The 19,771-nt window shown below is 69.8% G+C and carries 15 protein-coding genes; 2 read left to right on the plus strand and 13 right to left on the minus strand.

Annotated elements, in window-relative coordinates:
• Positions 1 to 127: 127 nt before the first annotated feature.
• Together ASE43_RS03145 and ASE43_RS03150 are read right to left on the minus strand one after the other, a co-directional pair.
• Positions 128 to 4,540, minus strand: a complete 4,413-nt coding sequence (locus ASE43_RS03145; protein WP_057159443.1) for a DEAD/DEAH box helicase — start codon at positions 4,538 to 4,540, stop codon at positions 128 to 130.
• A 204-nt stretch (positions 4,541 to 4,744) separates the two neighbouring features.
• Complete coding sequence (locus tag ASE43_RS03150; protein ID WP_082607067.1) at positions 4,745 to 5,167, minus strand: CBS domain-containing protein; 423 nt, start codon at positions 5,165 to 5,167, stop codon at positions 4,745 to 4,747.
• A 207-nt stretch (positions 5,168 to 5,374) separates the two neighbouring features.
• On the opposite strand from ASE43_RS03150, the gene ASE43_RS03155 reads away from it, so the two are divergent.
• Positions 5,375 to 5,554: a hypothetical protein gene (locus ASE43_RS03155; RefSeq protein ID WP_056175049.1), complete on the plus strand. Its 180-nt coding sequence runs from the start codon at positions 5,375 to 5,377 to the stop codon at positions 5,552 to 5,554.
• Positions 5,555 to 5,631: 77 nt separating this feature from the next.
• Here the strand turns inward: ASE43_RS03155 and ASE43_RS03160 are convergent, their stop codons facing one another.
• Together ASE43_RS03160 and ASE43_RS03165 are read right to left on the minus strand one after the other, a co-directional pair.
• Positions 5,632 to 5,982, minus strand: coding sequence for a BON domain-containing protein (locus tag ASE43_RS03160; RefSeq protein ID WP_057159444.1), 351 nt, complete (start codon positions 5,980 to 5,982; stop codon positions 5,632 to 5,634).
• 139 nt (positions 5,983 to 6,121) lie between these two features.
• Positions 6,122 to 6,304, minus strand: coding sequence for a hypothetical protein (locus ASE43_RS03165; RefSeq protein WP_057159445.1), 183 nt, complete (start codon positions 6,302 to 6,304; stop codon positions 6,122 to 6,124).
• A 246-nt stretch (positions 6,305 to 6,550) separates the two neighbouring features.
• On the opposite strand from ASE43_RS03165, the gene ASE43_RS03170 reads away from it, so the two are divergent.
• Positions 6,551 to 7,762, plus strand: coding sequence for an FAD-binding oxidoreductase (locus ASE43_RS03170; protein ID WP_056175062.1), 1,212 nt, complete (start codon positions 6,551 to 6,553; stop codon positions 7,760 to 7,762).
• A gap of 311 nt (positions 7,763 to 8,073) precedes the next feature.
• On the opposite strand, the gene ASE43_RS03175 is transcribed toward ASE43_RS03170, so the two are convergent.
• The 9 genes from ASE43_RS03175 to ASE43_RS03215 all read right to left on the minus strand — a co-directional run bounded on the left by ASE43_RS03175 (position 8,074) and on the right by ASE43_RS03215 (position 19,702).
• A complete protein-coding gene (locus ASE43_RS03175; RefSeq protein ID WP_082607068.1) occupies positions 8,074 to 8,793 on the minus strand; it encodes an OmpA family protein in 720 nt (239 codons plus the stop codon).
• A gap of 316 nt (positions 8,794 to 9,109) precedes the next feature.
• Positions 9,110 to 10,567 (minus strand): wax ester/triacylglycerol synthase family O-acyltransferase, encoded by a 1,458-nt coding sequence (locus tag ASE43_RS03180; protein ID WP_057159446.1) that lies wholly within the window; start codon positions 10,565 to 10,567, stop codon positions 9,110 to 9,112.
• Positions 10,568 to 10,697: 130 nt separating this feature from the next.
• A complete protein-coding gene (locus ASE43_RS03185; protein ID WP_057159447.1) occupies positions 10,698 to 12,131 on the minus strand; it encodes a deoxyribodipyrimidine photo-lyase in 1,434 nt (477 codons plus the stop codon).
• Between the two features lie 96 nt (positions 12,132 to 12,227).
• Positions 12,228 to 13,865 carry a S8 family serine peptidase gene (locus tag ASE43_RS03190; RefSeq protein ID WP_057159448.1) on the minus strand — a complete coding sequence of 546 codons (1,638 nt, stop codon included), beginning with the start codon at positions 13,863 to 13,865 and terminating at the stop codon, positions 12,228 to 12,230.
• A gap of 285 nt (positions 13,866 to 14,150) precedes the next feature.
• Positions 14,151 to 15,788 (minus strand): S8 family serine peptidase, encoded by a 1,638-nt coding sequence (locus ASE43_RS03195; RefSeq protein WP_057159449.1) that lies wholly within the window; start codon positions 15,786 to 15,788, stop codon positions 14,151 to 14,153.
• A 221-nt stretch (positions 15,789 to 16,009) separates the two neighbouring features.
• Positions 16,010 to 17,086 carry an alanine racemase gene (alr, locus tag ASE43_RS03200; protein ID WP_056175079.1) on the minus strand — a complete coding sequence of 359 codons (1,077 nt, stop codon included), beginning with the start codon at positions 17,084 to 17,086 and terminating at the stop codon, positions 16,010 to 16,012.
• A gap of 641 nt (positions 17,087 to 17,727) precedes the next feature.
• Entirely contained in the window at positions 17,728 to 18,870 is a 1,143-nt protein-coding gene (locus tag ASE43_RS03205; protein WP_057159450.1) for a M23 family metallopeptidase, read from the minus strand.
• A gap of 63 nt (positions 18,871 to 18,933) precedes the next feature.
• On the minus strand, positions 18,934 to 19,269 hold the full coding sequence (locus ASE43_RS03210) for an antibiotic biosynthesis monooxygenase (protein WP_057159451.1): 336 nt from the start codon (positions 19,267 to 19,269) through the stop codon (positions 18,934 to 18,936).
• A gap of 142 nt (positions 19,270 to 19,411) precedes the next feature.
• Complete coding sequence (locus tag ASE43_RS03215; protein ID WP_235567180.1) at positions 19,412 to 19,702, minus strand: glycine zipper 2TM domain-containing protein; 291 nt, start codon at positions 19,700 to 19,702, stop codon at positions 19,412 to 19,414.
• Positions 19,703 to 19,771 lie beyond the last annotated feature (69 nt).

The following is a 19,771-nucleotide window of genomic DNA, read 5'->3' on the forward strand; positions in this document are numbered from 1 at the left end:
GGGGGCGCGGGGGCGGCGCTGGACGACGTTAAGAGCAAATCCCCCTCAATCCCCCTTTTTCAAAGGGGGAAGACCGGCATGCTGTTCTTGCGTGGCATCGTGTACCGCGGGCCGTGAACGCTGGCGCCTATACCGGCGCCAGGCGCGCGTAGAGGTCGGCTTCAGGCTCTACGGCTGTACCGCGCCGGCGCACCAGTGCCTGGCGCGCGCGTTCGGCGTCGGCTGGCGCCAGGTCGGTTTCGATCAGCTCGACCTTGCCCGCGCTCAGGCAGGCGATCGGCACGCCGTCGCGGAACAGCACGCGCGCGCCCGGCAGGCGCGCGACGCGTTCGCCGGCGAGCACGGTGCCGGCCAGGTTGAGCGGGTCCATCGCCGAGACGCAGACCAGTTCGCCGCTGTCGGGGCGCTGGCGCAACTTGCGCAGCGCGCCGATCGCGTCGGGCAGCGCGAACTGCTCGCCGGACATGCCGCTGACGAAGCGCCCGCCGCGGATCTCGCCGCGCGCTTCCCAGCGCCGGTACACGCGCAGCAGCTCGCGCCAGGGCGGCAGCCAGTGGGCTTCGCGCTCGATCAAACGCCAGAACACCACGCCGTAGCGATCGAGCAGGCTGCGCGCGGCGTGCTCGACGGTCTCGGCATCGATCGCGGGTACGGGCGCGTCCTCGGCCGGGCGCGGGGTGAGCGACCAGCGCCCGGCGTCCTGGATGCCGAACAGCGGCGTGCGCCGGCTGCGTCCGCCGCGCGCGCCGTCGCGCTTGGACGGCGGCACCAGCAGCGCGCGCAAGCCGGCGTAGCTGTCGCAGGTCACGCGCCCACGCGCGACCAGTTCGCCCAGGGCCTCTTCCAACTCGGTCTTGAGCAGGTGCGCGCCGCGTTCGAGTTCGTCGAAGAAAGACGCGCCGCGCACGCGCAGGCAATCGACCACGCGGGTCGCGCGCGAGGACAGCGGCGCGTCGTCGCTGCGGCCGGCGGTCAGCGTGGACCACACCGCCAGGTCGCGCCGCGGCAGCAGCACGATCGGCGTCTGCCGCACCGAGGGCGCGGCTGCGGTGCCGGCCTCGACGCGGTTCGGGCGCAGGCGCGCCCAGGTCACGCGACCGGCGCCGCACAGGTCGTCCAGCCAGGCGGGGCTGTAGTCGGCGATGCGCGCGCTCAACAGCTCGCTCTCCCACACCGCCGCCGGCGCTTCGTAGCCCTGCAACTGGCTCAGCACCGCTTCGACCGCATCGCGGCCGCTCATGCGGTTAGCCGCGGACACGCGTTGCCAGTCGAACAGGAAACGCACGAAATCGCGCGGCGAAACCGGTTCGATCTCGCGCCGCAGGCGGCCCACGGTGTAACGGTGGATGCGCGCGAGCAGGTGGCGCTCGCACCATTCCTCGGCGCCGCCTTCGCTGCTCTCGCGGGTATAGCGGCCGCGCATCACATAGCCCTCGCCCTCCAGGCGCGCCAGCGCGATCTCCACCGCCAGCGCCGGTTGTCGCAGCGAGCCCGCAAGGACAGCCACGGTCGCCGGGCCCAAGCCGGTCAGGCGCGAGCGCAGCCATTCGGCCAGCACGCCGTCGGCATCCCAGGCGGTGGCGGCGTACTCGGGCGGGACCACGACTTCAGGCGCCCAGCTCGCGTCCGGAAACAGCGCGCGCGCCTGCGGCAGGGTTTCGGTGGCGATCCACAGCGCCGCCTCGTCGCCGAGTTCGGCGGCAGGCCGCAGCCGGGTCGCACGCCCGGCCTCAGCCAGGATGCGCAAGGCATCCAGCCAGCCGTGCGTGCGCGCCTCCTCCGCCTCGACGTAAGCCAGTCCGATCAGCGCCTCGTGCATCTCGTCGGCGTTGCGTACCTCCGGCCAGGCCTCGGCGCGCACGGCGGAGATCGCCTGCGGATCCAGGCGCCCCAGATCGTCGGCGCTGTCCGGATCGGCGTAGCGGCGGCTCATCACCGCCTGGGTGCGGCGCTCTTCCAGCGGCGCATCGTCGAGGAAGGCATAGGGCCGCGCATTGATGGCCTCGGCCGCGATCGGCGACGGACCGGTCACGTCGCGCGCGATCACCTGCACTTCGCCGCGCTCCAACCGGCCCAGCAAGCGCAGCCAGCCCCGCGCGTCCATGGCTTCGTACAGACAGTCGTGCAGGGTCTGCGCGACCAGGGGATGGTCCGGCACCTCGCGTTCGCCGACCAGGTTCTCGGCGCAGGCGACCTGGTCGGGGAACACCGTGGCCAGCAGGTCCTCGCTCTTCATGCGCTGCAGCTGCGGCGCGACCTTGCGCCCGCCCACGTAGCGCGGCAGGGCCAGCGAGGTGGTCGCGTTCCAACGCCAGCGCACGCCGAACAAGGGCGCGTCGAGCAAGGCCTGGATCAATACGTCCAGCGCGCTGGCGCTGTGCAGATAGCGCGCGACTTCGATCAAAGGGAAGCTGTGGCTGGTCGACAGCGACAGCACGATCGCATCCTCGGTCGCGGCCGCCTGCAGCTCGAAATTGAACTTGCGGCAGAAGCGTTTGCGCAGGGCCAGGCCCCAGGCGCGGTTGACGCGGCTGCCGTACGGCGTGTGGATCACCAGCTGGGTGCCGCCGGATTCGTCGAAGAAGCGCTCCAACACCACGGTGTCCTGGGTCGGCACCGCGCCCAGGGCGTAGCGCGTGCGCGCCAGATAGTCGACCAGCTGGGCGGCGGCGTCCTCGCCTAGCCCGAGTTCGCGCGTGATCGCGGCCGCGACCTGCGCGTGCACCTGCGCCAGGCTCGCCGGATCGGGCTCGCCGAACGCGGCCAGTTGGGCGTCGATCAGGCCGCGCAGACGCGATACGCCCAGCGAAAGTTCGTCGGTGCGGCCCGGCGCTTCGCCCAGCCAGAACGGAATGTTCGGCGGCGCACCCTGTGCATCCTCCACCCGCACCCGCCCCGGCTCGACGCGCAGGATGCGGTAGCTGGCGTTGCCGAGCTGGAACACGTCGCCGGCCAGGCTTTCGATCGCGAAGTCTTCATTGACGTTGCCGATCGTGGTCGCCTGCGGCTCCAGCACCACGGCGTAATCGCCGGTGTCGGGGATGGTGCCACCGGAAGTGACCGCGGTCAGGGCGCCGCCGCGACGCGCGCGCAGACGCCGGTGCACGGCATCGCGGTGGACGTAGCCGGCGCGCGCGCCGCGACGGGTGGTGAAGCCCTCGGCGAGCATGCGCACCACCGCGTCGAAGTCCGGGCGCGCTAGGCCCGCGTACGGCCAGGCCTGGGTCAGGCGCGCGTACAGCGCGTCCTCGTCCCATTCGCGCGAAGCGACTTCGGCGACGATCTGCTGCGCCAGCACGTCCAGCGGCGCGACCGGGATTTCCAGCGCGTCCAGCTCGCCGCGGCGCACGCAGTCCAGCAGCGCCGCGCACTCGACCAGATCGTCGCGCGACTGCGGGAACAAGCGCCCCTTGGGTACGCCGCCGACGTGGTGGCCGGCGCGGCCGACGCGCTGCAGGAAGGCCGCGATCGCGCGCGGCGAGCCGAGCTGGCAGACCAGGTCGACATCGCCGATGTCGATGCCCAGCTCCAGCGATGCGGTCGCGACCAACACGCGCAGCTCGCCGCGCTTGAGGCGTTGCTCGGCGTCCAGGCGCAACTCGCGCGACAGGCTGCCGTGGTGGGCGGCCACCGCGTCCTTGCCCAGGCGTTCGCCGAGATGGCGCGCGGCGCGTTCGGCCATGCGCCGGGTGTTGACGAATACCAGGGTGGTGCGATGCTCGGCGACCAGCTCGGCCAGGCGCAGATAGACCTGGTCCCATTGTTCGTGCGACATCACCGCGCTCAGCGGCGACGGCGGCAGTTCCAGGGCCAGATCGCGCTGCTTGGCGTAGCCGATATCGACGATCTCGCAGTCCGGGCGGCCGTCGGCATCGACCGCCGCTTTGCCGACCAGGAAGCGCGCGACCTCCTCGATCGGCTTCTGCGTCGCCGACAGGCCGATGCGCGCGATCGGGTGTTCGCACAGCGCTTGCAGGCGCTCCAGCGTCAGCGCCAGATGGCTGCCGCGCTTGCTCGCGGCGACGGCGTGGATTTCGTCGACGATCACCGTGCGCACGGTCGAGAGCATCGCGCGTCCGGATTCCGAGCCCATCAGCACGTACAGCGATTCGGGCGTGGTCACCAGCAGATGCGGCGGTTGCTTGCGCATGCGCGTGCGCTCGCTGGCGGTGGTGTCGCCGGTGCGCACCGCGCTGCGGATGCCGGGATCGGCACGGCCCATGCGTGCGAGCTGTTCGCGGATGCCGGCCAGCGGCGCGTCGAGGTTCAGATGGATGTCGTTGGACAGCGCTTTCAGCGGGGAGACGTAGACCACCGTGGTCTCGTCGGGCAGGCCGCCCTGCGCCTCGGCCTGGCGGACCAGGGCGTCGATCGCGGCCAGGAAGGCGGTCAGGGTCTTGCCCGAGCCGGTCGGCGCCGCCACCAGCGTATGCCGCCCGGCACGGATCGACGGCCACGCCAGGATCTGGGCCTGGGTCGGCGCCGGGAAGGTCGCCGCGAACCAGGCGGCGACGGCGGGATGGAAGGCGGACAGTGGCATGGCGCGCGGGCGCGATCGCTGCGGCGAAGTTCCGGTGGGGGGCCGCACCCGGTATGGGGGCGGACGGGCGCTTAGGGAATGGTAGCGCTGCCGCGACGGCCCCGGCCGGGCCGGCCGCCGGCCGTCGTTCAGCCTACCCGCGACCTCGCGATCGCAAGGCCAGCCTGCCGTGGTCGCGTCTCAACCGCTGCGACGCTGCGACGCTCATCGCGGCGGCGCGGAGACCTCGCGCACGACCTCGGCGATGGCCCGGCTCTGGCCGACCAGGGCGATATCGGCCAGCGACACGATGCCCGCCAGGCGCCCGTCGGCGTCGACCACCGGCACGCGTCGGATGCGGGCGCGTTCCATCAGTTCCACACAATCGCGCAGATCGGCATCCAGCCCGACGCATAGTGCCGGCATCGTCATCGCATCGCCGGCGGTCGCGTTGCCGTCGCGGCCGACCGCGACCACGCGTACCGCGATATCGCGATCGGTGACCACGCCCAGCGGCACGCCGCGTGCGTCCAGCACGGGAATCTCGCCGCAGTCGTGGTCGGCCATCATGCGGGCGACCTCGCGCAGCGGTGTGGTGACGTCGCAGGCGGCCGGGTTGGGTGTCATGAAAGCGCTCACGTTCGCCATAGCGGTCTCCTTGGAGTGTCGGATGGAAGGTCTATCGTTCGTCGGCACCGTCGTGTGATCGCGGCGTGAAACGCAAGTCGGCGCGAACAGCGGCCACGCAATTGCGCGCGCGGCGCCACGCCGCAGCCGCGCCGGCCGTTGTATCCTCGGCCCGGTATGCGTCCTTGACGCGATACGCCCCGCGATGCGACATCAACGGAGAACGCCATGACGACCAAGTTGGACAAGCCGCTGCGACGCGAACTGGAAATCGGCGACAAGCTCTACACCCTCACGATCGACGGCCACGGTTTGAAGCTCACCGAGAAAGGACATCGCAAGGGTGTCGAGTTGAGCTGGAACGAAGTGGTCGGCGGCGACGACGCGGCTACGCCGCCCGGCGCCTGACCGCTGCGGCCGCGACGGCGGAGACGCCGTCGCGGCCCGATCTACTGCGGCATCGGTGCCGGCATAGACCGTCTCTGTCAGTGGCCGCCGTGCTTGGCGGCCATCAAGCCCTTGGTGTCCACGCTGCGTACGCCCTGCACGGACTTGGCTACGGCCATCGCTTTGTCGACCTGGGCCTGACTGTCCACCTTGCCCGACAGCGTGACCACGCCGTTGACGGTGTCGACATCGATCTTCAGGCCCGACACGTCCTTGGCGGCGAGCAGTTCGGTCTTGACCTTGGTGGTGATCCAGGTGTCGCTGACCGGCTGATTCGATTCGCCGGTCTGCGGCGTCGGCGTTGGTTCCTGGGCGAAGGCGACGACCGGCAGGCCGGCCAGCAGGACCACGGCGAGCGCGGAAGCGAGGCGATGGGAGATGAGGTTCATATGCGTACTCCTAAGGGGTGTAGCGGCGAAGCGGCCACGCCGTCGCGATGCGCGGCGTAGCCTGGGGCGCGCGGTTGCGCGCGAGTGACGATGGGGAGGCGGCGCGCAACGGTTGCGCACGCACGGCGGGGCGCGGCATTCAATGGTGACGCGCGCGCCCTGAGCCGGATTTTTTGCCGCCGCCGTCGAGCTTGTTGACGGTGGCCCAGGCGCGCTGTTCGGCGGTCTTCTCGGGCACGCCCTCCTGCCGGTAGCCCTGTTCGATATGGCGGGCCTGGCGCTTTTGTTTGTCGGTATAGGTGGATTTGTCTCCACGAGGCATGGATGCATCTCCGGTCGGAACCGTTCCGACGCATGGCCGAGGCTAGGCCGCAGGGAGTAAACGCAAGGGCAGTATTTCGTTAGCCTGCGGTCGAGGTATGGCCTGCGCTCATGTAAGTGAATCGCGTGGAGAGCGTTCCCCGCAGCGCCACGGCCGTGCCGTCGCGCTCACTCCGCGACGACGGCCGATGGAGTGTGCTGTGCCCGTCGCTTCCCAACGAGCCCCTCGCATGCCCAGGCGCCGCGCATGGATCTGAAGAGCGGTTATCCCTACTGGGCCGTGCGCAACGGCCTGATGCATGCGTTCCCGGCCCTGGACGCCGATGCGCGCTGCGACGTCGCGGTGATCGGCGGTGGCATCAGCGGCGCCCTGATCGCCGACGAATTGAGCCGTCACGGCCACGACGTGATCGTGATCGAGCAACGCGACATCGGCTGGGGCAGCACCGCGGCGAGCACGGCGCTGCTGCAGTACGAGATCGACACTCACATGATCGACTTGGCCCAGCGCTACGGCGAGGACGCCGCCGCCCTCGCCTACCTGGCCTGCGGCGAGGCCGTGGACACTCTGCGCGAACGCGTGCGCGGCCTGGGCGGCGTCGACTTCGCGCGCAACGACAGCGTCTACTGCGCCAGCAAGCAACGCCATGTGTATGCGCTCAAGCACGAACTGGCGCTGCGGCGTCGGCACGGCTTCGACGTGCGCTGGCTCAATGCGGCCGACCTGCACGAGCGCTACGGTCTGCATGCGCCGGGCGCGATCCTGAGCCGCCTGGGCGCGCGCGTGGATCCGTATCGGCTGACCTATCGGCTGTTGATGCGCCTGGCGCGACAGGGCGTGCGCGTGCACGACCGCAGCGAGATCGCGGCGCTCGAACCCGGCGCGCGCTCGGTGCTGCTGCGCACCCCGCAAGGGCATACGATCCGGGCGGCGCAGGTGGTGCTGGCGCTGGGTTACGCGGGACAGCGCTGGCTGCGCCAGCGGGTGGCGCGCAACCGCAGCAGCTACGCCTTCGTCACCGACCCGATGGCGGCGGATGCGACCCGCGGCCTGGAGCGCACCCTGGTCTGGGAGTCCGCGCGCCCCTACCTCTATCTGCGCGGCACCGGCGACGGCCGCGTCATGGTCGGCGGCGAGGACGATGCGGTCGACATCCCGGCGCGGCGCGACGCGCGCCTGGATAAAAAAGCCCGACGCCTGGTGCGGGCGGTGGCGCAGCGTTTCCCTGGCCTGGAACTCACGCCGGCCTTCGCCTGGGCCGGGACCTTCGCCGAAACCGACGACGGCCTGCCCTACTTCGGCCCGCACGAGCAGTACGGGCCGCGGGTGCATTTCGCGATGGCCTACGGCGGCAACGGCATCACCTATGCGCAGATCGGCGCGGGGCTGCTGCGGGCGCTGATCGAACGCAAGGCGCATCCGCTGGCGCGGCTGTTTTCGTTTCAGCGCAGCCAGTGAGCGGCGCTTGCATCGCAAAGCGGCGATACGCGTTTCGGGGTGGCGGCGGCGCAAGCCGCGAGCCGAAACCGCGCACGCTGCGCAAGGGCGACCCGGTCGCTTGATCTAAACGACCGCACTTGCCTTGCCGGGGCGTCGCAGGGTCCGTCGCGGGTGCAGGGGCGCGGTTGCAGCTTGCGCCGCTCCTACCGCCGGCATGCCGCTGCGGTGGGCTCGGCGAAATGCGAACGGGCCGCTCGCGCGGCCCGTTCGGCGGGACGTTCGGGATCCGGACTCGACGCGCGCGACGCCGAGTTCCGAATCGATACGCCTCAGGAGCGCAGCGGCACCAGGGTGATCTCGACGCGGCGGTTCTGGGCGCGGCCTTCCTCGGTGTCGTTGCTGGCGATCGGGCGGGTCTTGCCGGCGCCGGTGAGGATGAAGCGATCGCGGACCAGGCCGCGCGACATCAGGTAGTTGCCGACCGAGGCCGCACGCTGCTCGGACAGGCGCTGATTGACCGCGTCGGTGCCGATGCTGTCGGTGTGGCCGGCGACCTCGACGATGGTCTGGTTGTACTCCTGCAGGGTCGAGGCGACGTTGTCCAGCACCGGATAGAACTGCGATTCGAGCGAAGCGCTGTTGAAGGCGAAGGTGATGTTGCTGGGCATGTTGAGGGTGATGTTGTCGCCCTGGCGCACCACGTCGACGCCGGTACCGGCCATGCGCTCGCGCAGCGCGCGCTCCTGCCGGTCCTGGTAGTTGCCGATCGCGCCGCCGGCCAGGCCGCCGACGCCGGCGCCGATCAGGGCGCGCTGGCGGCGCTCGGTGGCGTCGTCGCCGCTGAGCAGGCCCGCGGCGACGCCGGCCAGCGCGCCGATCAGGGCGCCCTTCTGGGTGCGGCTCATGCCTTGGCGTTCTTGCGGGTATTGGCCTTGCGGGTACTGGCCCTGCGGCTGACCGCCGTAGTATCCGCCGCCGCCCGTGGCGCAGCCGGCGAGCAAAGCGGTCATCGCGGCGGCGGCCATCGCAATCTTGATCTGGGCTTTCATGGGGCGTCCTCGGCTGAATTCGGCGGAGCCAAAGCTAATCACGCAAGCGTCACGGGTGGGTGACGAGGGCTTGCCGCAGTTCAGCTGTCGGCAGGGTGCGTAAGGGGCGTCGTGCGCTCGAGGCAACGCTCACTTGGCGTTGCTGCGCGATGGTTGGGGTTCGATCGCGGCTCACGCCGCTCCCACAGCATGCGGGGACCCTTGAGCTGCGACGCGTGTGAGGTGGCGTGGTCGCGGCTTGCGCCGCTCCTACCCGGAGCGTGGGCGATGGCACGGCGCGGTGCGATTCGGAGCGCACCGCGCCTGCGGGCGGCGCTTAGTCGCCGGCCGCGACCAGGGCGTCGGCGCCGGCGGCGTCGAGGGTGTGGTCCCAGTTGCCCATCAGCGCCAGGTACAGCAGCTTGTCGAACTCGGCGCCGAAACGGCTGATCACCGCGTCGGGATCGGGGATCAGTTTGGCGTCGGCGATCAGGCCGAAGTGGACGCGGCCGTTGTAGCTGAGGATGGAAATGCCGACGCCGATCGAACCGGTCTGCGGCACCCAGAACATCATCTCGCGCAGGGTGCAGCCGGCCAGGTACAGCGGCTGCTGCGGCCCGGGCACATTGGTCGCCACCGCGGTGGCCTTGCGGCTGAACAGCTCCAGCGCCAGCCCCTGCACCTGCGAAGGCGCCATACCCAGCGCAGCCAAAAGTCCAAATGCAACAATGGCTTGCCGTGAATTCTTAAGGTTATTCATGCACTCGGCGACGCGCTCGACCCGGCGGATCGGGTTGTGCTCGCCGACCGGCAGCTCCAGGAACACCAGGCCGAAATGGTTGCCGAGCTTCTTGGCGTGTTCGAGCGGACGCAGGTTGACCGGCACGGTCGCGCGCAGGGTCACGCCGTCGACGTTGTCGCCGCGTTCGATCATGTAGTTGCGCAAGGCGCCGGCGGCGGTGGCCATCAGCACGTCGTTGACGGTGCAGTCGCAGGCGCGACCGACCGCCTTCACCTCCTCCAGATCCAGGGGCTCGGCCCAGGCCACGCGCTTGCTCACGCCGAGCTTGCCGCGCAGCAGCGAGGGCGGATCGTCGGACAAGGCCAAGGCATTGAGCAGTTCGCGCGCGATCTCGCCGCCCTCTTTGGCCAGCATGCCGGCCAGGGTCGGGTCGCGGTACATCTCCATACCCTTCTCTAGCGCGCGCGAGCCCAGCTTCATGTAGCGGTCGACCGCACCGACCCGGCGCGCGACCTCGACGCCGTCGGTCTTGAGCCAGGCGTGCGGCAGATCGCTGCCCTTGGCCGGCTCGCGAGTGGTGTCGGTCAGCGACAGCAGCACCTGGACCAGGGCGATGCCGTCGGCGTAGCTGTGGTGGATGCGCGCGATCAGGGCCGAGCCGCCGTCGTAGCGTTCGACCAGATGGAACTGCCACAGCGGCCGGCTGTGATCGAGCGGGCTGGACGCGAGCTGGCTCACGAAGCGCTCCAGGCCGCGCTTGCCGCCGCGCCCGGGCAGCGCGGTCAGCTGCACATGCCAGTCGAGATCGAAATCCTCGTCGGTCTGCCAGGACGCGCCGGCCGGCGTGTCCACCGCCTTCTGGCGGAACCGCGTATAGGCCAGGAAGCGTTGTTTGACCACGCGCCGCAGGGCGTCGATCGACATCGGTTCGGCGAACATCAGCACGCCGGTAATCATCATAGGATTGGTCGGTCGCTCCATGCGCAACCAGGCCGTATCCACTCGCGACATCGGTTCGCGACGCGCTCGCTTGCGCGGTTCTGCTGTGGCCATGCGCCCTCCAAGCGTCTGCGCCGAGTGAATCACGCAGCCGCGAGCGGCGTCAACGCGGCTGAGGCCGGATTCGAGATCGGATCGCGAGACCGCCGCTGGCCATGAACTCCGGACGCATGCGCCCAGGCCCCTACCCGCGCTGTTTCCGGTAGGCGGCCAAGGCGGCGTCGCGGCCTGCCGCCAGATCGACCAACGGCTGCGGCGGGTAGTCCGGCGCGAAGCGGCGCAAGGTCGCCGGCTCGCGCCAGGGCGCATGGCGCAGCGGCAACGGCAGCGCCGCCAGCTCCGGCACCCAGCGCGCGATGTAGCGACCGTCGGGATCGAACTTTTCGGACTGGGTGACCGGATTGAACACGCGGAAGTACGGCGCGGCGTCGGCGCCGGTGCCGGCGACCCACTGCCAGCCCAGGGTGTTGTTGGCCAGGTCGGCGTCGACCAGGGTGTCCCAGAACCAGCGCGCGCCGTGGCGCCAGTGGTAACGCAGGTGCTTGGTCAGATAGCTGGCCACGATCATGCGTACGCGGTTGTGCATCCAGCCGGTGTGCCACAGCTCGCGCATGCCGGCATCGACGATGGGCACGCCGGTGCGGCCGTGCTGCCAGTCCTGCAGGCGCGGCTGGACCAGACGCGCCCAGTCGAAGTCGTCGAAGCGCGGATTGAAATTGCGCTCCGGGGTGTGCGGGAAGTGGTGCAGCAGATGATGGGCGAATTCGCGCCAGCCCAACTCGCGGATCGCCGCGTCGATGTCGCCGGCGCGCGCGGCGTTGCGCTGCGTCTCCAGCGCGGCGACCACGCGCCAGGGCGCGATCTCGCCGAAATGCAGGTGCGGCGACAACCGCGAGGTGCCGACGCGATCGGGCCGGTCGCGCTGTTGGGCATAGCCCTCCAGCGCGCCTTCCAAGAAGGTCTCCAGGGTCTCGCGCGCGCCGGCTTCGCCGGGCGTCCAGTGCTCCCAGAAGCCGCTGTCCCAGTCCCGCGACGGCAACAGCTTGAGCGCCTCCAGGGCCACGCCCTCCGGCCCCTGCATGCTGCTGGGCAGGCGGGCCGGCGGCTCCCAGGTCGGCTGCAGGCGCCATGCGGCCAGGGCCGTGCGCCAGAACGGCGTGAACACGCGATAGGGATCGCCCTGCTTGGTCGCCAGTTGCCAGGGCTCGAACAGCAGCGCGCCGTTGTGGCTTTCCGCGCGCACGCCCTGACGGCGCAGGGTCTGCTTGATGCGGGTATCGCGCTTCTCGATCGCCGGTTCGTAGCGGCGGTTCCAGTACACCGCCTCGGCGTCGGTGGCCAGCAGCAGCGATTGCAGGGTCGGCAGGCTGGGGCCGACGAAGCGGCGCAGGTGCGAGCCGCGCGCGCGCAGTTCGCGGTCCAGCGCGGCCAGGGAATGATGACGCCAGGCGTCGGAGGCGGCACCGGGCCGCCAGTCGCCCTGCTCGTCGGGCGCATGGATGTAGATCGGGATCGGCGTGTAGCCGTCGTCCAGCGCCGCCCGCAGGGCCGGGTTGTCGGCCAGGCGCAGGTCGTTGCGGAACCAGACCAGCGCGGTGGCGGCGGCAACGTCGGACATCGCGGAACCGGGGCAGTCCAGGGAGTGCCAGTATGCCGCCCCGCCGGCCTCAAAGAGACGGGGCCCGCGTGGGGCCCCGTCCGGGTCTTGCCAGGCTTACGGCGACTGCAGTTCGGTGATCGCCGACTGGGTCTGGACCAGGCCCCAACCGGTGTTGTTGTCGTAACCGGCGGCGTCGATGTCCTGCGCCGTGGTCAGCAGGGCGTCGCGCACCTGCGCCGCGGTCGCGGTCGGCTTGGCGCTCCACACCACCGCGGCCGCGCCGGACACGTGCGGGGTGGCCATCGAGGTGCCGCTCATGGTCTGGTAGGCGGTGTTGGACACCGACGGGGTAGCGTCGACGGTCGCGGTCTGCCCGGCCAGATTGGCCACGATGGTCTGGCCGTCGGCCTGGCTGATGCCCACCGCCGGCAAGGTGGTGGTGACCGGATTGCCGTTCGCATCGTACATGCCGATGCGCAGCTCGCCGGCGACGTTGTTGTAGATCACCACGCCCAGGGCACGGCCGGACTTGGCCTTGGTGATTTTGTCGACGAAGGTGTTGGTGCCGCGCTGGCAGATCACGATCTTGTTGCGCCAGGTGCTGGACGAGGTCTGGCACAGGCCGCCGTTGACCCAGCCGGCGCTGGCGGTGGTCTGCTTGGAACCGGCGACCGGAATCGCGGCGAAGCTGGAGCTGCCGACCAGCAGCGGGTCGTTCTTCAGCGGATAGGTGCTGAGCGTGTCCACGCCCGGCGCGGCGATGTCGACGGCGCTGTTGAACTGCGAGAAGTCGGCCTTGACGTTGGCCGAGTCCACCGCCGCCACCGACACCACCGAGCTGTAGGACGCCGGGTAGCTGAGGCTGGAATCGCCGTCGTTGCCGGCCGCGGCGATGCTGAGCACGCCGTTGTTGGCCAGGGTCTGGAAGGCGTTCTGCTCGGTGGTCGAGCTGGTCGGGCCGCCCAGGCTCATGCTGATGATCTTGGCGCCGGCGGTGTTGCAGCGGTTGGCCGCGTCGACCAGGGTCGACGAATAGGTCCAGTTGCACTGGCCGTGGCCGCCGCCGTTGGTGCCGTTGGTGCCGAAGATCTTGATGATGTGCAGCGAGACCTTGCCCGGGCTTACGCCGACCACGCCGGTGCTGTTGTTGGCCGCGGCGATGGTGCCGGCAACGTGGGTGCCGTGGCCGCAGGTGTCGGTATCCCAACCGGTCGGATAACCGGTGATGGTCATGCCGGCGAAATCTTCGTGGGTCTTGTTGATGCCCGAATCGATCACGCAGACCTTGATGCCGGCGCCGGTGGCCGCACCGGTGTCGAGCACGCCGTCGTGGTTGGCGTCCCACACGTTGCGGGCCTGCACCTGATCGATGCCGTAGGGCACGCTCTGCGCCTGCAGGTAGCGCGGCTGGTCGATCTCGACCGACTCCACGTCGGGGTTGCTGCGCAGGGCCTTGATGGCCTCCGGCGAGGACAAGGTCATCACCGCGCTGTTGAGGCGGTCGAACTGATAGTTGACCACGGCATCGCCGCCGCGCGCGGCGGTCAGCTTGCCGCGCAGCGTCTGGATGCGCTGACCCAGGCTCAGGGTCGAGGCACCGGCGCTCTTGCCGGCGGCGGCGCTGGCGGTGCCGGCCTTGAACTTGACCCAGACGCGGTTCGGGTTGGGCTGTTCCTGCGCCGCAGCGGTGCTGGCAGCGACCATCGTGGCCAGGCCCAGGCCCAGCGCGTACATCAACTTGCTCTGCTTCATCGATCCCCCAATGGAAGGTCGGTCGCGCTCCGGGCGGAGCGGCCTTGTGGCTTGAGCGTGCCGTAAGCGCTCAATCGACCGACTAATCCAAACGGGGGCAGTCGCCTGCCCCCCTACCCATCAGGGAAAAAGCGTGCCGTTTTATGCTGGACTTCTCAGTTCTGGACAGCCTGTAGAGATACCCGCTGCATCAACTGGCACCAATAATCCGTATTTATTGCGCCATAAAACCAGGCGCCCCGGACGGGGCCCGAGGCATCGGGCCCCGTCCGGGGCTGGGCGGGCTCAGGGCGACAGCAACTCGTCGATCGCGGACTTGGTCTGGACCAGGCCCCAGCCAGTGTTGTTGTCGTAACCGGCGGCGTCGATGTCCTGCGCCGTGGTCAGCAGCGCATCGCGCACCTGCGCCGCGGTCGCGGTCGGCTTGGCGCTCCACACCACCGCGGCCGCGCCCGACACGTGCGGGGCCGCCATCGAGGTACCGTTCATGTTCTGGTAGGCGGTATTGGACAACGACGGCGTAGCGTCGACCGTCATGGTCTGACCGGCCAGACCGGCCAGGATGGCTTCGCCGCCGGCCTTGCTGATGCCGACGCCCGGCAGCGTGGTGGTGAGCGCGTTGCTGTTGGCGTCGTACATGCCGATGCGCAGCTCGCCGTCGACGTTGTTGTAGATCACCACGCCCAGAGCGCGGCTGGACTGGACCTTGGTGATCTTGTCGACGAAGGTGCTGGTGCCGCGCTGGCACAGCACGATCTTGTTGCGCCAGGTGGTGGACGTGGTCTGGCACAGGCCGCCGTTGACCCAGCCCGCGCTGGCATTGGTCTGCTTGGAACCGCCGATCGGTATCGCGGCGAAGCTGGAGCTGCCGACCAGCAGCGGGTCGTTCTTCTGCGGATAGGTACTGAGTACGTCCACGCCCGGCGCGGCGATGTCGACGGCGCTGTTGAACTGCGAGAAATCGGCCTTGACGTTGGCCGAGTCCACCGCCGCCACCGACACCACCGAACTGTAGGACGCCGGGTAGCTGAGGCTGGAATCGCCTTCGTTGCCGGCCGCGGCGATGCTGAGCACGCCGTTGTTGGCCAGGGTCTGGAACGCGGTCTGCTCGGAGGTCGAGAAGGTCGGGCCGCCGATGCTCATGCTGATGATCTTGGCGCCGGCGGTGCTGCAGCGGTTGGCCGCGTCGACCAGGGTCGACGAATAGGTCCAGGTGCACTGGCCGTGGCCGCTGCCGTTGGTGCCGTTGGTGCCGAAGATCTTGATGATGTGCAGCGAGACCTTGCCCGGGCTCACGCCGACCACGCCGGTGCTGTTGTTGGTCGCGGCGATGGTGCCGGCAACGTGGGTGCCGTGGCCGCAAGTGTCGGTGTCCCAGCCGGTCGGGTAACCGGTCATGGCGACGCCCGCGAAATCCTCATGGGTCTTGTTGATGCCCGAGTCGATCACGCAGACCTTGATGCCCGCGCCGGTGGGCGCGCCGACGTCGAGCACGCCGTCCTGGTTGACGTCCCACACATTGCGCGCCTGCACCTTGTCGATGCCGTAGGGCACGCTCTGCGCCTGCAGGTAACGCGGCTGGTCGATCTCGACCGATTCCACATCGGGATTGCTGCGCAGGGCCTTGACGGCCTCAGGCGAGGACAGGGTCATCACCGCGCTGTTGAGGCGGTCGAACTGGTGGTTGACGACCGCGTCGCCGGCGCGCGCGGCGGTCAGCTTGCCGCGCAGGGCCTGGACGCGCTGGCCCAGGCTCAGGGTCGAAGCGCCGGCGCTCTTGCCGGCGGCGGCGCTGGCGGTGCCGGCCTTGAACTTGACCCACACGCGATTCGGGTTGGGCTGGTCCTGCGCTGCGACGGCGGTGGTGGCCACCATCGTGGCCAGGCCCAGACCCAGCGCGTACATCAACTTGCTCTGCTTCATCGATCCCCCTAGTGGAAAGTCGGCCGCTTCCGGACGGAGCGGCCGTTGGCTTGGGCGCGAAACGCGCCCGATCAGCCAAACTTATCCAGATAGGAAAATAAAGCGCACGCCGGGACACGGGGTTTCGCCCCACGTAGCGTGACGCTGGTCACGATTCAGAGCGGCTCACGTCGCCGCGCGCACCGGCATTCCACGGCCAGCATGCCAGCGACCGCGACCGCTCAGGTCTCGACGAAACGCACCCGACGCGTGATCGAGCAGGTCAGCTCGTAACCGATCGTGCCCGAGACCTCGGCGATGCGTTCCACCGGCAGCTCCGGGCCCCACAGCGTCACCGGATCGCCGACGCGGGCGTCGGGGATGCCGCGCAGGTCGATGGTCATCAGGTCCATCGAGACGCGGCCGATCACCTGGGTCGCCTGGCCGCCCACCAGCACCGGCGTGCCCGAGGGCGCGGCGCGCGGATAGCCGTCGCCGTAGCCGATCGCGGCCACGCCGACGTTCATGTCTTCCGGGCATTCCCAAGTCGCGGCATAGCCGATGCGCTCGCCGCGGCGCACGCGGTTGACCGCGATCAGGCGCGTGGACAGGGTCATGGCCGGGCGCAGGCCGAAGTCGGCACCCGTGGTGCCCTCCACCACCGAGATGCCGTACAGGGCGCCGCCGGGGCGGATCCAGTCGGCGTGCGCGTCGGGCCAGCCCAGCACGGCGGCGGAATTGGCCAGCGAGCGCGCGCCGCCGAGCCCGGCGGTGGCGTCGCCGAACGCGCGCAGCTGCGCGGGCGTTTGCGGATTGGCGAATTCGTCGGAGCTGGCGAAATGGTTCATCAGCACGATGCCGTCGGCCACGCCCGCCAAGGCGGACAGGCGCGCGTAGGCCTCGCGCACCTGCTCGGGCGCGAAGCCGAGCCGGTGCATGCCGGTGTCGACCTTGAGCCAGCAGCGGATCGGCTCGCCGTCGGCGGCCTGCTCCAGCATTTCGATCTGGCTGAGGTGGTGGACCACGGTTTCCACGCCGAGACGGCGCAGTTGCGGCAGATCGTCGGCTTCGTCGAAGCCCGACAGCAGCACGATGGGCTGCGACAGGCCGGCCGCGCGCAGGCGGTCGGCGTCGGACAAGGCCGCCACGCCGAAGGCGTCGGCGCCTTCCAGGGCACGGGCGACGCGCTCCAGGCCGTGGCCGTAGCCGTCGGCCTTGACCACCGCCATCACGCGGCTATGCGGCGCGCGCGCGCGCGCCTGGGCGAGGTTGTGACGCAGGGCGTCGGTGTGGATGCTTGCGGAAGTCGGACGTGCCATCGCGCTAGTTTATCGGCTGGCGGGCGTGCGCAGGCTGTCGGGTTGGGGTATCCCTGCTCCCGCTTACCGCAGCCGAAGGAAGTGCAAAGCTGTGAAGGTGCTTGGAGGGCGCTGAAGTTGGCGTTGCACGGCTGCGGCGGCCCTCACCCCAACCCCTCTCCCGCAAGCGGGAGAGGGGCTAAGCAAGGTTGCGATGGAATGAGCGAGTGCCTGCTGTTCCTGCTCGCGCTTGCGACGACCGAAAGAGTGCAAAGTTGGGAAGGTGCGCGGAGGGCGGATGAGGGCAGCGGCGGAGGTTGGCGCTGCACGGCTGCGGCGGCCCTCACCCCAACCGCTCTCCCGCAAGCGGGAGAGCGGTTAAGCAAGGTTGCGATGGAATGAGCGGGTGCCTGCTGTTCCTGCTCGCGCTTGCGGCGACCGAAAGAGTGCAAAGTTGGGAAGGTGCGCGGGGGGCGGATGAGGGCAGCGACTGAGGCTGGAGTTGCACGCCTGCGTCTGCCCGCACCCCAACCCGCATCCCGGCCCGACCGCACAGCGCTCGGGCGTTCGGTGCGGCGTGAGCCAGTGGTTCGCAAGCGACGCCCCTCACTCTACAAGCGAGAGAGGGCCTAAGCGCACTGCGAGCAGCTAAAGGCGCGTGCTTAGTCCTCGAACTCCAGCACCGTATTCGGCGCCGGCCGCTCGCGTTCGCGCGTCAGCCGTTCGGACGCCTGCGGCGGCGTCCACGGCGTCTTGCCGAGCTGAGACAGATCCGGATAGCGGCCCAGCACGCGGAAACCCTGCAGTTCGAAGGCGACGCCCTCCGCGCCCAGCGGCGAATTGCGGTCGGAGACGTGGAAGTGCAGATGCGGGCCGGTGGAGTCGCCGGTGAAGCCCAGCGCGGCCAGGACCTCGCCACGGCGCACGCGTTGGCCGGTTCGCACGCGCGCGCTGCCGGTCTTGAGGTGCTCGTAGAACGCGTAGCGGCCGTCGCCCAGGTCCAGCGCTACATAGTTGCCGGTGGCCTCGCCCAGGGTCTGCTTGCCGTGTTCGGAGATGCGCACGGTTTCGGCGACGTCGTCGCGCACCGCCACCACGGTGGCGTCGGCCACCGCCACCACTTCGGCGCCGTAGCCGTAGGTGTTGGCGACCAGGTCCTTGTCGCCCTGGCTGGTGCGGCCCTGGGCATCGAGCTTGACCCAGTCGATCGCGTGGCGCCCTGGGATACGCGCCTTGCCGTCGACGGTGTACAGCACGCGACGGTGACCGCGCGCCCAGTCCGGATGATGGATCGCGATCCAGGGGCCGCCGCGCACCGGCGCGCCCAGGATCAGGCGCGGTGCCGCGGCTACCGCGACTTCGCCGCCGTCGACCGACTGCGGCGTGTCGTTGCCGGCCACCGAGTAGCGCAGGCGGTGGTCGAGCCGCTGCGGCGCCGGCACGTTCGCTGGCAGCGTCAGTTCCAGGTACAGCACGCCGCGCTGACCGGGTGCCAGGGTCAGCGCGTCGCTGTCCTTGACCGCCGCGATGCGATCGAAGCGGCGCGTCAGCGCTTCGCCTTCGTAGCTCGCCAACGCCTGCCCGCGCCCGGCGTCGCGCGCTTCCACGCCCAGCAGGCGCAACGGCTCGTTGCTGAAGTTGGTCGCATGCAGCTCGTAGACCAGCACCGACGCGCCGTCCATATGCACCGGCGCGGGCGCAGCCGGCACCTGCAGATCGAAGGACTGGCGCAGGGGCGCGGCGCGATCGGCCGCGTGGAGGAAACCGGCGAAGGAAAGCAAGGCGGCGAACGCGATGGCGCGCATGCGGAGGGGTCGTCCTGGCAACGAGGGGAAGTCGCCCGGCGCGAGGCGCCGGGACCGATGAATTCAAATCGCCGTGCGCAGCTCGTCGATGGCCGCGTCCGACAACCACAGCAAGGTATTGAGGTAGTCCTCGATGCAGCCGACGACGTCGGCGCGCGGGCCTTCGCGCCAGATCGCGGAGGAGTAGAAGGCGTCTTGCTGCGCGACCAGGTCGGCCTGGTCGCGGTAGGCGCGGATCAGGTACCAGCTTTCGTGCTCGTGCCGGCTGCGCCCGAACGCGACCACGTCCATGCCGCGTTCGCGCAACAGCGGCAGCGCGTGCCGGGTCATGACCTGTTCGAACCGGGTGCCCGATTCGGGCTTGAGCCGGTAGGTACGCACTTCGATCAGTCGCTGCATGTACGCGCTCGAGGGGACCGCTAGCGGATGCTGTTCGAGCGAGTCGGCCGGCGCAAGTTACGTTTGTCATGCCTGGCGCGCGGCGACGCAAAAAAAACGGGCCGGCTAAGCCGGCCCGTCCTTCGAGACAGCGATCGCGCGATCAGTCGCAGCGACGCTCGATCACGGTCTCGGTCTTGTTCTGCTGATTTTCCTGGATCTTGCGCCCGACCAGGGCACCGCCGACGGCGCCGGCCGCGGTCGCGACCTTCTTGCCGTTGCCGCCGCCGACCTGATTGCCGAGCAGGCCGCCCGCGACCGCGCCCAGGGCGGTGCCGGTGATCTTGTGCTTGTCCTTCACTTCCTTCGGACGCTGCACCTCGACGTCGTAGCAATGCGGCTGCTTGGCCTTGGTCTTGGACTTGGTCTGGGCGCCGGCGGCGCCAGTGACCATGACGCAGGACATCAGGGCGACGGCGATCGTGGATTTGAGTTTGGCGTTCATGCGAATTCACCGGTAGGA

The sequence above is a fragment of the Lysobacter sp. Root983 genome (assembly GCF_001429345.1).
Lineage (GTDB): Bacteria > Pseudomonadota > Gammaproteobacteria > Xanthomonadales > Xanthomonadaceae > Lysobacter.